Here is a 14,888-nt window from a genome sequence, read left to right on the forward strand (position 1 = left end):
GTGCGCAGATAAAGATACGAATTGCGCAGAATATATATAGCTACAAGTGCGGCCAAAATGCTCGCTAAGGCACTGCATTAAGCACAGCAGTTGTAGCGGAATTTGGGAGGCCGCGTATTATAGCATGACGCGCTGCACTACTTTATGAAAAGCCGTGTAATTTCAAAGAGTTGCTGTCTCAATAGCAGCACAAATGTTACTTAAAAGGCATTTTACACAGCCTGCGCAGTGGCAATCAGACGTTCGGGAGCAAGAACGCCGTACTCATGCAGTTGCGCGGTACCAAGCAGTTGCCGAGCGGATATATCATCAGCGGGTTGCAGGTAAACCCGCACGCGCCCCGCCTCTGCCGGTAACGCCACGCCTTCCTTCGTCAGGGTCAGACGCTGGCCTTGCAAAAAGCGCTTGGCCAATGGCTCGGATAACAACACTTCAGGAAATGTGAGCAGCAAGCTGTCGACCGGCGCCAGCAAGGCGCTGCGCTCGGCTGGTTCAGTGGCAGTCAATTGTTCCAGCGTGACGCAGCCATCCAGCGTCAGGTGGCCCACCTGAGTCCGCCGTAGTTCTTGCAAATGCGCGCCGCAACCGAGCGCCGCGCCGATGTCTTCACCCAACACGCGGATGTAGGTGCCTTTGCTGCAGGCTACCCGCAAGCGCAGGAACGGCGCCTCGTAGGCCAGGAATTCCAGTGTGTGAATGGTCACATCGCGTGCTTCGCGCTCCAGAGTGATGCCCGCGCGTGCGTATTCATACAACGGCTTGCCGTCGCGCTTGAGCGCCGAATACATCGGCGGCACTTGCTTGATCGGGCCGCGGAACTGCGCCAGTACGGCATCGATCTGTTCGCGGCTGACATTGACGTCCTTGCGCTCCAGGATCTCGCCTTCGGTATCGCCGGTGGTAGTACTCACTCCAAGATGGATCAAGGTTTCGTACGTCTTATCGGCATCCAGCAAATCCTGGGCAAATTTGGTGGCTTCGCCAAAGCACAGCGGCAGCACGCCGGTGGCAAACGGATCAAGCGTGCCGGTGTGGCCGGCCTTTTGCGCGTTCAGCAAGCCTTTTGCCTTGATCAGTGCGTCATTGCTGGAAAAGCCGACAGGCTTATCCAACAGCAAAACGCCATTGAGCGGGACACGGATTCTTTTGGGTGGGCGTGATGCCATGGTAGCAAATACAGAAAAGGTGAAGATAAGCGGAAACGGCTTGCCGTTACCAGCAAGCCGCATCAAATTTGTTACTGATAATTATGACTGGTCGATAAGCTTATCGCTTAATCCTGGCCATCGTCTTTAGAACGTGTCGCATTGGCCAGATCGATCAAACGCGACATCTCGACGCCTCGGGCAGTCGAATTGTCATGAATGAAATGCAAGGCAGGCAGAGTGTGGATAGACAAACGGCGGCCAAGCTGATTGCGCAGGAAACCGGCAGCCTGGGTCAGGCCCTTGACGGTATTCGTAATGGCTTCGGGATCGTCGTTCAGCATCGTGAAAAACACCTTGGCATGGGCGTAGTCCGGCGTCACTTGCACTTCGGTAATCGTAATCATGCCGACCCGCGGGTCTTTCAGCTCGAATACGATAATCTCGGACAAGTCCTTCTGGATCTGATCTGCAACGCGCAGACCGCGGCCAGGGATGGATTTACTATGTTTAGCCATACTTTTATTCAGCGCTTTACACGCTATATCTTTCACAAATTAACTACCGACAACTTGTAGGGTGGCACTGCGTACCTACCCTACGAATGAAAATCGGGCTGTTAGGCCCGATTTTCCTGCCCTACGCACTTTACCAGCTGCGTGTGCTTTACCTATTTACAGAGTACGTGCAATTTCTTCGACTTCAAAGATTTCGAGGTGATCGCCTTCTTTGATATCGTTGAAGTTCTTCAGGGTCAGACCGCATTCAAAGCCGGAACGGACTTCCTTGACGTCATCCTTGAAGCGTTTCAGAGAATCCAGCTCGCCAGTCCACAACACGACGTTGTCGCGCAGCAGGCGGACCGAAGCGCCACGCTTGACCAAACCTTCGAGCACATAGCAACCGGCAATCGCGCCGACTTTGCTGACCAGCAGGACCTGGCGAATCTCGACCAGACCCAGGTTCTGTTCGCGCTTCTCTGGCGACAACATGCCGGACATCGCTGCCTTGATCTCATCCACAGCATCGTAAATGATGTTGTAGTAACGGATGTCGACGCCGTTGGCTTCCGCCAGCTTGCGTGCCTGTGCATCGGCGCGGGCGTTGAAGCCGATAATGACGGCCTTCGAAGCGACCGCCAGGTTGACGTCCGACTCGCTGATACCGCCGACGCCGGCGTGCACCACTTGTACCCGGACTTCGCTGGTCGACAGCTTTTGCAACGATTGCACCAAAGCTTCTTGCGAACCTTGCACGTCGGTCTTGATGATCATCGGCAGGTTCTTGACTTCGCCTTCGGCCATCTGGTCGAACATGTTTTCCAGCTTCGCGGCTTGCTGCTTGGCCAGCTTGACGTCACGGTACTTACCTTGACGGAACTGACCGATTTCACGCGCCTTGCGCTCGTCAGCCATGACCATGACCTCTTCGCCGGCAACCGGCACTTCTGTCAGGCCCTGGATTTCGACCGGAATCGATGGACCGGCTTCGGTGATCGCCTTGCCGTTTTCATCCAGCATCGCGCGGACACGGCCATAAGCCGAGCCAGCCAACACTACATCGCCACGTTTCAACGTACCGGATTGCACCAGGATCGTTGCCACCGGACCACGACCCTTGTCGAGTCGGGCTTCCACTACCAGGCCACGGGCCGGTGCGGCTACCGCTGCTTTCAACTCCAGCACTTCAGCTTGCAACAGGACTTGTTCCAGCAAGTTATCGATGCCTTCGCCAGTCTTGGCCGATACCGGTACGAATGGCGATTCGCCACCGTATTCTTCCGGCACAACTTGTTCAGCGATCAATTCCTGCTTGACGCGATCCAGGTTGCTGCCCGGCTTGTCGATCTTGTTGATTGCCACCACCAGCGGTACGCCGGCTGCTTTCGCATGAGCAATCGCTTCCTTGGTTTGCGGCATCACGCCGTCATCGGCTGCTACTACCAGAATCACGATATCGGTCGCCTTGGCGCCGCGAGCACGCATAGCGGTAAACGCTTCATGGCCCGGGGTGTCGAGGAAGGTGATCATGCCGCGCGGTGTTTCCACGTGATATGCACCGATGTGCTGGGTAATCCCGCCAGCTTCGCCGGAGGCTACTTTAGCGCGACGGATGTAATCCAGCAGCGAGGTCTTACCATGGTCAACGTGACCCATGACAGTGACCACCGGTGCGCGCGGCAGCAATTCGGCGTCGGTATGCTCTTCACCGTCGACCAGCAATGCTTCCGGATCGTCCAGTTTCGCAGCGTGTGCGGTGTGGCCCATTTCTTCGACCAGAATCATCGAAGTTTCCTGGTCCAGCACCTGGTTGATGGTGACCATCTGGCCCAGTTTCATCAAATGCTTGATGACTTCCGAAGCCTTGACCGACATCTTGTGCGCCAGCTCAGCAACGGTAATGGTTTCAGGAACATAAATGTCCTTGATGACCGCTTCTGTCGGCGCCTGGAAATTACTTTCGTGATCGTCGTTATGCGAACCACGGCGGCCCTTCGGACCACCACGCCAGCCGTCACGGCCACCGCCGGTATTGCCGCGAGTCTTGATGCCGAGGCCGCGCTTCTTGGCTGCATCGTCTTGCCAGGTTGAAGAGACGTTGGCGGACTTGATCGATTTCTTGTCGACCACCACTTTTTTGTCGTCTTTCTTCTCGCCCGGCTTTTTATCCGCTGGCTTGTGCAAGGTGCCTTCGGCGGTCTTGGCCGGAGCAGCGACAGGCGCCACTGGCTCAGGCGCCTTGATGACCCGACGCGGCGCATTCATCATCGCCTTGATCTGCGCGACTTCATCTTGCACGGCCTTGCGAGCGCGTTCGGTAGCGGCAGATTTCTCAGCGGCTTCCTTGGCAGCTTGCGCAACCTTTTGCTTGGCTTCTTCGTTAGCCAGGCGTTTCTTTTCTTCAGCGGCAGGATCTTCTTGCTTCACAGCAGCAGAACCCGCGGCGTCACCGGCAACCGGAACCTGCACTGCAGCTGCAGCGGCTTTCTTGGCTTCGGTTTCGGCTTTCTTAGCATCGTTTTCAGCTTTTTGCGCAGCCTTGGCTTGCGCTTCTTTCTCAGCTTCCAACTTGGCCAGACGCTCTTGCTTCTCGATCAATTCTGCTTCCTGGCGAGCGATCAATTCAGCTTGACGACGTGCTTCCTCAATCCGACGTGCCTGTTCCGCTTCGTCGATGACCGGTGCGGCAGGCGCAACCGGTGCTGCCGCTACTTCGGCAACAGGCTCGTCACGCTTGACGAAGGTACGCTTCTTGCGCACCTCAACCTGGATCGTGCGCGACTTGCCTGTGGCGTCAGCCTGCTTGATCTCGGTGGTTTCCTTGCGGGTCAGCGTGATTTTCTTCTTCTCGCTATCTGGAACCGCACCGTGCGAACGGCGCAGGTGTTCCAGCAGGCGATCCTTGTCTTCTTTCGACAAGGCGTCGTCAGTCGAATTTTTCTGGACGCCAGCCGATTGAAGTTGTGTCAGCAGCAGATCAGCTGGCATCTTCAGTTCGGTGGCAAATTGGGCTACATTGTTACTCGCCATTCAGTCCTCTTTTTCTATGTGGCGCGGCAGACGATACGGAACCTCTCGGATCACTCGATCACTTGGCTTCCGCTATATTCCATGCCTTGGCCTGCAGGGCTTTGGCATGATCATCGTACTTGGCATCGATGAGTTTCATCTCATCGTCGGTCACATCTTTAAACTCTTCTTCAATCAAATGACGCGCACGGTCGGCTGATAAAGCCAGAATCGCGCCAAATTCGTCATAAGCCAGACCGGCGAACGCAGTCAATGTCTTGACCCCCGCCAAACCCAGCTTGCCGGCTGTAACCCGGTCCATGCCTTCGAAATTGACCAGGGCATCTTCCATGCCTTCCAGTCCTTCTTCCGAAGCAATCGCTTCTGTCACCAGCGCATCGCGAGCCCGGTTACGCAGTTCGTTGACGGTATCTTCGTCAAACGAATCGATTTCCAGCATTTCGGTAATCGGCACGTAGGCGATTTCTTCCAGGCTGGCAAAACCTTCTTCCACCAGGATGTCGGCGACTTCCTGGTCGACATCCAGTTTTTCCATGAACAGGGTACGGATCGCAGCAGTTTCCACCGCCGATTTATCCGCCGACTCTTCCGCTGTCATGATGTTGATCTGCCAGCCGGTCAGTTCTGCCGCCAGACGCACGTTCTGACCGCCGCGACCAATCGCGATTGCCAGGTTTTCTTCGTCGACGACGACATCCATTGCATGCTTCTCTTCATCAACCATGATCGAAGAAACATTGGCAGGAGCCAGTGCGCCGATGACGAATTGCGCCGGATCTTCCGACCACAACACGATATCGACACGTTCGCCGCCCAGTTCGCCAGTCACGGCCTGCACGCGTGAACCACGCATACCGACGCAGGTGCCGATAGGATCGATACGCTTGTCTGCGGTAAACACAGCGATCTTGGCGCGTACGCCAGGGTCACGTGCTGCCGACTTGATTTCCAGCGAACCCTGTTCGATTTCCGGCACTTCCAGTTCGAACAGCTTCATGATGAATTCCGGCGCGGTACGCGACAAAATCACTTGCGGGCCGCGTGCATTGCGGTCGATACGCAGGATGAAGGCACGGACACGGTCGCCGATACGCAGGTTTTCCTTAGGAATCGTCTGGTCACGCGGCAAACGCGCTTCGATCTTGCCCGACTCTACGATGGCATCGCCGCGTTCCATCCGTTTGATGGTGCCGGTAACCAGCGAATCGCCGCGCTCCAGGAAGTCGGCCAGGATCTGTTCGCGTTCAGCATCGCGGATCCGTTGTAATACGACTTGCTTGGTGTCTTGCGCAAAGCGGCGGCCGAATTCAACCGATTCGATCGGTTCTTCAATGTGGTCGTCGACTTCAACGTCGTCAATCTGTTCCTTGGCTTCGAACAGGAGGATTTCCTGGTCCGGCAATTGCAGACCCGCTTCATCCGGCACAACGTGCCAGCGGCGGAAGGATTCGAATTCGCCGGTTTCACGATCGATCGTGACGCGAATATCGACGTCGCCCTCGTAGCGTTTCTTGGTTGCCTGTCCAAGTGCGTGTTCAAGTGCACCGAACACAACATCCCGATCGACGTTTTTTTCATGCGCGAGCGCATCGACCAACAATAAAATTTCGCGACTCATGCTTTGCGACTCCTAAAATCCACTTGCGGCACCAGGTGTGCCTTGTCTACGTCAGCGAGCGTAAAATCCAACACCGCCGACCCATCTTTTGTTTCAAATTCTATTTTCAAATTCTCGCCGTCCGGTTCACCCAGGACACCTTGAAATGACTTCCGATGTGCAGCGCCTGGCATCGGGATGCGCAATTTCACAATTGCTTCCTTGCCGGCAAAACGCACATAGTCAGCCAGTTTCTTCAGCGGCCGGTCCAGGCCTGGCGACGATACTTCCAGCCGCTCGTACACAACATTTTCCACAGTCAGTACGTGCAACAGTTGATGCGTCACTTTTTCGCAATCTTCTACCGTAATCTGGCCTTGCCCGGCATTTTCAGGTGTGAAATCGATGTATACGCGCAACAAACCACGCGCGGCCTTTTCGAATTCGACCAGCTCGTAGCCCATGCCAACCACGGTTGTTTCAATTAGCTCCAGCAACTGCAAAGCAACTCCCTATAAATAGTGCAACAGGCCCGGTAACCACAGGCCTGATGTCGACACACAATGCGCACACAACACACGCATATCCGTACGTACAACTTAAATGCAGCTAAAACGAAAAGCAAAAAAAAAATGGGCATCTGCCCATCCTTCTTATCGTTTGTCATTCGAGCAGTTTCACGAGATCGGCTGCGAATTAATAATAAATCCAAAATTTGAATTTATTTTCAATTTAATTCTGTCAATGACTTCTGTTAACTTGTAAATTATAAACGATTGGGCTATGTACCGCAATGCAGGAAATTTGCATTTATTGACAATCCCCCGTCAACAGAGGGCAAATTGATCATAAATGCAACACTCGCAACACTCCCCGCCACTTCTTCCCTATCATCCCCGGCAGCAAAATACCGCCAGGGAAGACAGATCACCAATTAGCCGCGTGGACGGCGGCGCGGACCACCTTGGGTGCCGTAATGTCCACCACCTGTTTGTCCGCCGGCCGTCTTGTTGGGACGTGCAGGACGCGCAAAACCATTGCCGCCACCATTACGTCGTTGCTGACCAGCATCAGGGAAACCCAATGCGGTTTGCAAAGGATCCGGCTGCCGGCTACGCGGCTGACCACCACCGCCACCCTGCGGCCGGCCTTGGCCACCGCCTTGTGGACGGCCTTGACCACCACCTTGCGGGCGGCCTTGGCCGCCGCCAGGACCACGACCGCGTGGCTGACCGCCAAAGCCCTGATCGCGGTAAACACCCGGGCCTTGCGGCGCGCTGTCGGCGCGATTGCCGTTAGGCTCGCGATCCTTGTTGAAATCGGGACGACCCTTGCCGCCGCCGGCATTCTGGCCAGCTGCAGGCTTGTCGAGGCCATGCGCAGTCATCATGTCGCGCACTGCATTTTCATCCAGCTCTTCCCAACGGCCGCGCTTGAGGCCGCGCGGCAGCGTCATGGCGCCGTAACGGGTACGAATCAGGCGCGACACGGTCAGGCCGATGGCTTCAAACATGCGGCGCACTTCGCGGTTACGGCCTTCGCCGATCACCACGCGATACCATTTGTTGATGCCTTCGCCACCGCCGTCGGCAATTTTCGTGAATTGCGCAACACCGTCTTCCAACTCGACACCGGCCAGCAATTTCTGGCGCATGCCTTGTTCCAGCTCGCCCAAAGTACGCACCGCGTATTCGCGGTCGATACCGTAGCGTGGATGCATCAGACGGTTTGCCAGGTCACCCGAGGTTGTAAACAACAGCAAACCTTCAGTGTTGAAATCCAGCCGCCCTACAGCCAGCCATTTGGCGGCCTTCATGTTAGGTAAACGATCGAACACCGATGGACGGCCATCCGGGTCGTTGTGGCTGACGATTTCGCCAGCCGGCTTGTGATACACCAGCACCCGTGGCGGCTTCTTGCTCACTTTGCGTTGCAGCAACTTGCCGTTGATGCGGATTTGATCGGTTGGCAAGATACGTTGGCCGATATGTGCCGGCTCGCTGTTGACCGAAACCCGGCCGGCGATAATCAGCTCTTCCATATCGCGCCGCGAACCCAGGCCGACCTCTGCCAATACCTTGTGCAGTTTAGGTGCATCATCTTCGGCGGTCAGATCACGCCGGACATTCTTTTGGGCAGCCTGGCGACGATCGTTCGCGTCCTCGGTGGTCACCAGCGTATCGAAGGATTCGGAGGTAACAAAGGAGAAAACTTCATCGGCGTCGCCGCCACGGGCTCCCGGTTTGCCATTGCGCTGGCCGGGTTGCCCTGGCTTGCCATTCTGACCCTGCGGCTTCTTGCCCTTTTGCTGGCGATCGCGTGAATTGCGGTCCCCACTGCGCTCGCCATTACGCTCGCCGCCACGGCCGTTGTTACGGTCGCCACGCGGCTGGCGCGGCTCGCCTGCAGGAGCATCGTCATTTTGCGACACAGCCGGCTGACCTTCGACGACGGCCATATTGCCTGTCTCGACTGCGGAATCCGCAGCGGCCGCTGAAGCCGATTCTTGCGCACGCTGTGCAGCGCGGTTGCTACGCAAAGCGCGCGGACCACGTACACCACGTTTGGCCGGCCGCTCGCGCGGCGTTGTTTCTGTATTCATTACATTCACGAACGGCGCCGCATCCACAACTGCTGGCGCCGCCGGTGCAACCACCTCGACGCTGGCAACCTGCTCCACTACGGCAGCCGGCGCTTTCTTGCGCGGCGCAGCCTTAGGCTTGGCAGGTGCAGCAGCTTCCACTGGTGCTACGGCGACAGGCGCCACTTCCGATGCTGCGCTACTCTCGTCGGCTGCCGCAGCTACTTTCTTGCGCGGCGCGCGCGGAGCGCGTTTGACCGGTTCTGCGACATCTGCAGAAGAGGTCTCTACAGTAGCGGGAGCCGTAGCGGGAACATCAGCCACAACCGTCGCAGCTTTACGCACTCTTGGCTTTTTAGCCGGCTTCGGTTCAGTGGTGGCTGTCACGTCGACGACCGGTGCATCATTGGAACTAGGTGGGTTCATTATTCAGGTGTTGGTTATGCCGACCTGGCGTAGCTTCATCATCCGATTCGGACGCGTGGTCGTTGGTGTGGGTTTCATTCGATGCAACTGGCATTACTTGCGGATGAGCAATTGCTTCTTCATCCGCTTCCATCGCATTTTCCTTCGTGATTTCGGATGCATGCTCAATTGCATCTTCTGTAACTAGCTCTGTTTCTGCCGATGTTTCTACCGCTGTTGCTGCTTCTATTGCTTCTACTGTTTCTGTTGTTTCCAGCGCCGCCGCCGCATCCAGCACAGCCCGGGCTTCCATACTTGCTTCAAGATCGGCTTCCAGCGCCTGCAACTCAAGCAAACTGCCTTCCTGCATGTCATTTCTTGCAACTTGCTGCAAGGGCGGCAACTGATCCAGCGAAGTCAGGCCAAGGTCATCGAGGAATTGCTTGGTGGTGGCAAACAATGCAGGGCGTCCTGGCACGTCGCGATGCCCGATGGCCTCGATCCAGCCGCGCTCTTCTAGCATTTTTACGGTTTGCGAATTGACTGTTACTCCACGAATTTCCTCAATATCGCCACGCGTCACTGGTTGACGATAGGCAATAATTGCCAAGGTTTCCATCGTAGCACGCGAGTATCTCGGCGGTTTTTCCGGATTCAGGCGTTCCAGATAAATTTTCATCTCTGGACGGCTCTGGAAGCGCCAACCGGTCGACAGGGCAACTACCTCAATACCCTTGTCGGCCCAATCGTTACGCAATTCCTCGAGCATAGACCTGATCGTATCTGCATTGATTTCGCCGTCTTCGTCACTGCCATCCACATCACCTGGCGCATACAGCTTTTTCAAGTCGTTAAGCGACAGCGGCTCATGAGCACAGAGCAATGCAGTTTCGAGGACTTTCTTAGCCTCAATAATATTCATGTACGACGTAGTTTATTTAAATTTTATTAAAAAATTCGCAGAGCTTATGTTCAACCGAAGGCACCTGCTGCCCTGGCTAAAGAAAAAGCTGTTGATACTGCTGTCCAGCGCCCGTTAGAGGAGGATTAATGAGGGCGGGGACAATAAGACTTGAATAAGACGGATAACGCTGCGCCGCTCGTTCTTTAAATTTTGACTGGAACCAATCCTGCTACCAATCAAAAATGTTAGTACACAGTTTAGCACAAAGCGGATGGGAAGGCGTATTGATCTTGCTGACGTGGTTATTTGGCGATAGCGGGCAATGGTGGATTTGCCAACTCGCTATCGCCTATGTCAACTGCCATCGGAGCGCATAGCGTCCGACAGCCTTGCATAATTTACTATTTGCTACTTATTATTACTTAGCTGCCGCGATAAGTCGAATACGACCAAGGCGATACGACCAGCGGTACGTGATAATTCTGGTCTGCATGGGCGATCCCGAAAGCCAGCGTGACGCGATCAACAAAACGCGGACTTGGCAGATCAATTCCCTGCGAAGCGAAATAGTCGCCAGCCGAAAATACCAGTTCATATTGTCCAGCTTGCATCTCTTCACCCTGCAACAACGGCACGTCAACCCGGCCATCCTGGTTGGTCACGGCGTTCTTTAACAGGCTGCGGCCGGCTGAAGTAACTGCATACAGCGCAATTTTGACACCGACGCCCGGCTTGCCCTGGGTGATATCCAGAACGTGCGTGCTTAACTTCCCCATGATTTTTCCTTATATCAATTAGTTGAAAACGAGTATCGATCAAATGATATACCGCAGGGTCAAGGTCAATATACTATCCGGCATATATTAATCATGGCTGCAGCGCACATAATCCTCAAAACCAAATAACATTCCAGGCCAAGTAATGACAATCAACACCGACCCAAACTATCCGCGCGACATGACCGGTTACGGCCGCACTCCGCCGCACCCGCAATGGCCGAACCGGGCTCGGATCGCTCTGCAATTCGTCCTCAACTATGAGGAAGGCAGCGAGAACTGCGTGCTGGATGGCGACGCCGGCTCGGAAACCTTCCTGTCCGAAATCATCGGCGCCCAGAGTTTTCCGGCGCGTCACATGAGCATGGAATCCATCTACGAATACGGTTCACGCGCCGGTGTCTGGCGCTTGCTGCGCATGTTTGAAGAGCGCCGGCTGCCTTTGACCGTGTTTGGTGTTGCGCGCGCGCTACAACGCAACCCCGAAGCGACTGCAGCATTTCAAGAACTTGGCCATGAAATCGCCTGCCATGGCTTGCGCTGGATCAGCTACCAGAATATCGACGAAGCCACCGAACGCGCGCATATCGCCGAAGCCGTCGCCGTAATCAAGCAACTGACCGGCAGCGCCCCGCTCGGCTGGTATACCGGCCGCGACTCGCCTAATACCCGCCGCCTGGTGCTGGAGCACGGCGGCTTCAGCTACGACGCCGACCACTACGGCGACGACCTGCCCTTCTGGGAGCAGGTCAAAATCGGCAACGCCAATGGCGAAACCGTGGCCAAGCCACAACTGATCGTACCTTACACCCTGGATACCAACGACATGCGCTTCGCCGCCATGCAAGGTTTCAATTCAGGCACCCAGTTCTTCGATTACCTGAAAGACGCCTTCGATGTGCTGTACCGCGAAGGCGATCCGCATGGCCTGAACCGGCCGAAAATGCTGTCGATCGGATTACATTGCCGCCTGGTCGGCCGTCCGGGGCGTGCAGCGGCCCTGGCACGATTCTTGGATTACGTTCAAAGCCATGGTCAGGTCTGGATTACGCGTCGTATCGACATTGCCAACCATTGGCGCGCTACCCATCCGCTTTCGGAATAGTTTTCGAACAGTTTTTGTAACCCGCCGTGGCGGTTCCACGGAATGCCGTTCAAACACAGACGTGTGTTTTTTCAAATGTTTAAAACCCAAAAAAAGTCATTTTCACTTCATTTTTCAACCTATAAGAATCAGGAGACAGGGATGTACCAAGCAAAAAACAACCTCAGAAAGCTGCAACTCGTTGCCGCTCTCGGCGCTGCAATAGCCGTACCGGCGATGGCGCAGACTTCGGTCCAGGTGACCGGTCTGGTAGACACGTATGTCGGCTCGATGAAATACAGCGGCGACTCAGGACGCACCAGCGTCGTCAACAGCGGCGGCCTGACCACTTCCTGGATCGGCTTCAAAGGCACCGAGGATCTCGGTGGCGGACTCAAGGCTAAATTCAACCTGACCTCGTTCTTCCGAGCAGATACCGGCCAAATCGGTCGCTTCGACGGCAATGAAACAATGTTCTCGCGTGATGCAAACGTCGGCCTGATGGGCAATTTTGGTGCAGTTTCGCTGGGTCGCGACCTGGCTCCGAACTTCTTGCCATCGATCCTGTTCAACCCGTTCGGCGATTCGTTCCAGCTGTCGCCGCTGATCCTGCACATGGATGTGCCTTGGTTCAATGCGTCCGGCTGGACCAACTCGGTTGCAGGCGACACCGGCTGGAGTAATGAAGTCATCTATACCACGCCAGATTTTGCCGGCCTGAAAGCCAACTTCCACTACCAGTTCGGCGAACAAGCCGGCAATAATGGTAAAAACAACATCGGCGCCAACGTGTTGTACTTCCATGGCCCACTGGCGCTGACTGCGTACTACCAGCGAGTGAAGGTTAACAATCCTCTGGAACTCTCGCCAGGCAATGTTCAGCCAGCTACCAACATCCCTCTGCCGACCGGCATGGTCGCAGCGCGTCAGTCAGCATGGTTCCTCGGCGCCAGCTACGACTTCACCGTGGCTAAGCTGTTTGCCACCTACGACCAGACTTCGCACGATATCGACTTGAAAGACAAGACTACCCAGCTCGGCACCAGCATTCCGCTCGGCCAGGGCGCAGTCCTGGCTTCGTGGGCCCACACCAAGCGTGACGGCGCAGCGATAGGCGATGCGCTCAAGCGCGATACGGCATCCGTGGGCTATGACTACAATCTGTCGAAGCGCACCGATCTGTACGCGATTTACATGTACGACAAGATTACCGATCAATCGACCGGTAACAGCGTCGCCCTGGGTATCCGTCATCGTTTCTGATGTACAGATAAACTGATACAGTAGTCGCATTGCCACCCAATGCGCGTCGATCGGCACACCGGTCGGCGCGCGTTTTAACGTTTGGAACTCTATGTCTTCAAATTCTTCCTCCATCAGCAGCGCCGAATGGCAGGTACGCAAGGATTTGGCGGCCTGCTATCGCCTGTGTGCACTAAAGCACTGGGATGACCTGATCTACACCCATATCTCTGCTTCGGTACCCGATGAGCCAGGGCATTACCTGTTGAACCCGTTTGGCTATCGCTTCGACGAAGTGTGCGCATCCAACCTGGTCAAGATCGACGCCCAGGGCCGCATTGTCGGCGACTCGCCGTATCAGGTAAACGTCAGCGGCTTTGCGATCCATGGCGCAGTCCATGCGGCCAGGGCCGATGCTGTTTGCGTGATGCATTTGCACAATACGCATGCGGTGGCTATCGGTATCCAGGCTGATGGCTTGCTGCCGATTTCGCAGCACGCCCTGCGCTTTTATGAACAGATTGCGTATCACGACTATGAGGGACTGGCGCTGACAGCCAGCGAGCAAAACCGCATGATCGAACAACTCGGACAACTGCCCGCCATGCTGTTGCGTAATCACGGCAGCCTGGTATGCGGGCGCACTATCGCGGAAGCCTACGTGCTGATGGATACCCTGGACAAAGCGTGTGAAATACAACTCCAGCTTAGTTCAGGCAGCGGCCGGCTGACCTTGCCGTCGCAGGCAATCTGCCGCAAGACCCGCGACCAGCTGCTGGGTGATGGTAGTCCCGAAGGCGTGCTGGAATGGCCTGCGTTGCTACGCAAACTGGATGCTATTGATCCGAGCTACCAACAATGATTTCATTTATTTTTTAGAAGGAGTTTGTATGCCGACTTTTAATGTACAACTGTTTGAAGGCCGCAGCGTCGAGCAAAAGCGCGCCTTCGTCAAAGCCATCACCGAAGTTACCTGCAAGACACTCGAGTGCGGTCCGGAATCGGTGGATATCATCATCCAGGAAGTTAAACGCGAACACTGGGCGACTGCCGGAAAACTGTGGTCCGATTGAATTTATAAAACACTGCTGCAAAAAAAAGAGCCACGACAACGTGGCTCTTTTTGATTTCAAAGTGACTGAATCAGGCAAACATCAGGCAAACTCGCCGATCTGCTTGATCACCGCATTGCGCACCGAACCGCTGACCACGAACGACTGCGCCACCACGATATCGTTGTGGAACCAGCGGTCGCCTTCCAGGCAAGCCGGAATCTGACGACGGATTTCCTGATATGCAGCTTGCGTACCTTTGCCCAGCACGAAACCTGGCAATAAGTCTTCTGTCATGGTCAACGCCTGCGCCGCTAGCAGCATTTCGACACCGATGATGTATTGCGTATTGGCCACCACGGTTGCGGCCTTGCGCGCACACCAGGTCGAGTTCGAGACGTGGTCTTCACTGTTACCTTTGGCTGGAATGCTGTCGACGCTACCCGGCATGCACAGGGTGCGGTTTTCCATCACCAGCGAACTCAGCGAACATTGCACCACCGGATAACCGGTGTTGACGCCACGCACACCGCTCATCAGATTGCGTGGCAAGCCCCACGACAAAGTCGGAT

At 55.5% G+C, this 14,888-nt stretch carries 12 protein-coding genes and 1 pseudogene; 4 read left to right on the plus strand and 9 right to left on the minus strand.

The features are described from left to right. Positions 1-212: 212 nt before the first annotated feature. The 8 genes and pseudogenes from truB to uraH all read right to left on the minus strand — a co-directional run bounded on the left by truB (position 213) and on the right by uraH (position 10,938). The gene (gene truB / locus BM029_RS11955) at positions 213-1,166 is read right to left on the minus strand and encodes a tRNA pseudouridine(55) synthase TruB (RefSeq protein WP_092436296.1); all 954 of its coding nucleotides are present in this window, start codon (positions 1,164-1,166) and stop codon (positions 213-215) included. Between the two features lie 107 nt (positions 1,167-1,273). Then, positions 1,274-1,663: a 30S ribosome-binding factor RbfA gene (gene rbfA / locus BM029_RS11960; protein ID WP_092436259.1), complete on the minus strand. Its 390-nt coding sequence runs from the start codon at positions 1,661-1,663 to the stop codon at positions 1,274-1,276. Between the two features lie 156 nt (positions 1,664-1,819). Continuing rightward, the gene (gene infB, locus BM029_RS11965; RefSeq protein WP_092436261.1) at positions 1,820-4,675 is read right to left on the minus strand and encodes a translation initiation factor IF-2; all 2,856 of its coding nucleotides are present in this window, start codon (positions 4,673-4,675) and stop codon (positions 1,820-1,822) included. Between the two features lie 58 nt (positions 4,676-4,733). Continuing rightward, a complete protein-coding gene (nusA, locus tag BM029_RS11970; protein ID WP_092436262.1) occupies positions 4,734-6,293 on the minus strand; it encodes a transcription termination factor NusA in 1,560 nt (519 codons plus the stop codon). Further along, entirely contained in the window at positions 6,290-6,775 is a 486-nt protein-coding gene (gene rimP, locus BM029_RS11975; protein ID WP_092416966.1) for a ribosome maturation factor RimP, read from the minus strand. The genes nusA and rimP overlap by 4 nt, the downstream gene beginning before the upstream one ends. 431 nt (positions 6,776-7,206) lie before the next feature. Beyond that, complete coding sequence (gene rluB / locus BM029_RS11980) at positions 7,207-9,279, minus strand: 23S rRNA pseudouridine(2605) synthase RluB (RefSeq protein ID WP_092436264.1); 2,073 nt, start codon at positions 9,277-9,279, stop codon at positions 7,207-7,209. Between the two features lie 382 nt (positions 9,280-9,661). Continuing rightward, positions 9,662-10,180, minus strand: a pseudogene (scpB, locus tag BM029_RS26600) (SMC-Scp complex subunit ScpB); the annotation flags it as partial. A 404-nt stretch (positions 10,181-10,584) separates the two neighbouring features. Next, complete coding sequence (uraH, locus tag BM029_RS11990; RefSeq protein ID WP_092436267.1) at positions 10,585-10,938, minus strand: hydroxyisourate hydrolase; 354 nt, start codon at positions 10,936-10,938, stop codon at positions 10,585-10,587. A gap of 145 nt (positions 10,939-11,083) precedes the next feature. Between uraH and puuE the strand changes: the two genes are divergently transcribed. The 4 genes from puuE to BM029_RS12010 all read left to right on the plus strand — a co-directional run bounded on the left by puuE (position 11,084) and on the right by BM029_RS12010 (position 14,337). Beyond that, on the plus strand, positions 11,084-12,043 hold the full coding sequence (gene puuE, locus BM029_RS11995) for an allantoinase PuuE (RefSeq protein WP_092436269.1): 960 nt from the start codon (positions 11,084-11,086) through the stop codon (positions 12,041-12,043). A gap of 141 nt (positions 12,044-12,184) precedes the next feature. Further along, positions 12,185-13,285 carry a porin gene (locus BM029_RS12000; protein WP_244545015.1) on the plus strand — a complete coding sequence of 367 codons (1,101 nt, stop codon included), beginning with the start codon at positions 12,185-12,187 and terminating at the stop codon, positions 13,283-13,285. A 91-nt stretch (positions 13,286-13,376) separates the two neighbouring features. Continuing rightward, a complete protein-coding gene (locus BM029_RS12005; RefSeq protein ID WP_092436273.1) occupies positions 13,377-14,126 on the plus strand; it encodes a class II aldolase/adducin family protein in 750 nt (249 codons plus the stop codon). 28 nt (positions 14,127-14,154) lie between these two features. Then, a complete protein-coding gene (locus BM029_RS12010) occupies positions 14,155-14,337 on the plus strand; it encodes a 4-oxalocrotonate tautomerase (protein ID WP_092436275.1) in 183 nt (60 codons plus the stop codon). Between the two features lie 81 nt (positions 14,338-14,418). On the opposite strand, the gene BM029_RS12015 is transcribed toward BM029_RS12010, so the two are convergent. Then, a partial coding sequence (locus tag BM029_RS12015; protein ID WP_170851055.1) for an aromatic amino acid lyase occupies positions 14,419-14,888 on the minus strand: 470 nt, incomplete at its 5' end.

The sequence above is a fragment of the Collimonas sp. OK607 genome, from assembly GCF_900111995.1.
In the GTDB taxonomy this organism is placed as follows: domain Bacteria; phylum Pseudomonadota; class Gammaproteobacteria; order Burkholderiales; family Burkholderiaceae_D; genus Collimonas.

Excerpts from the sequence above, each read along its gene's own strand:
- rluB (WP_092436264.1), bottom strand. The coding sequence starts at position 9,279 with ATGAACCCACCTAGTTCCAATGATGCACCGGTCGTCGACGTGACAGCC.
- uraH (WP_092436267.1), bottom strand. The coding sequence starts at position 10,938 with ATGGGGAAGTTAAGCACGCACGTTCTGGATATCACCCAGGGCAAGCCG.
- infB (WP_092436261.1), bottom strand. The coding sequence starts at position 4,675 with ATGGCGAGTAACAATGTAGCCCAATTTGCCACCGAACTGAAGATGCCA.
- BM029_RS12005 (WP_092436273.1), top strand. The coding sequence starts at position 13,377 with ATGTCTTCAAATTCTTCCTCCATCAGCAGCGCCGAATGGCAGGTACGC.
- nusA (WP_092436262.1), bottom strand. The coding sequence starts at position 6,293 with ATGAGTCGCGAAATTTTATTGTTGGTCGATGCGCTCGCGCATGAAAAA.
- puuE (WP_092436269.1), top strand. The coding sequence starts at position 11,084 with ATGACAATCAACACCGACCCAAACTATCCGCGCGACATGACCGGTTAC.
- BM029_RS12000 (WP_244545015.1), top strand. The coding sequence starts at position 12,185 with ATGTACCAAGCAAAAAACAACCTCAGAAAGCTGCAACTCGTTGCCGCT.
- truB (WP_092436296.1), bottom strand. The coding sequence starts at position 1,166 with ATGGCATCACGCCCACCCAAAAGAATCCGTGTCCCGCTCAATGGCGTT.
- BM029_RS12010 (WP_092436275.1), top strand. The coding sequence starts at position 14,155 with ATGCCGACTTTTAATGTACAACTGTTTGAAGGCCGCAGCGTCGAGCAA.
- rbfA (WP_092436259.1), bottom strand. The coding sequence starts at position 1,663 with ATGGCTAAACATAGTAAATCCATCCCTGGCCGCGGTCTGCGCGTTGCA.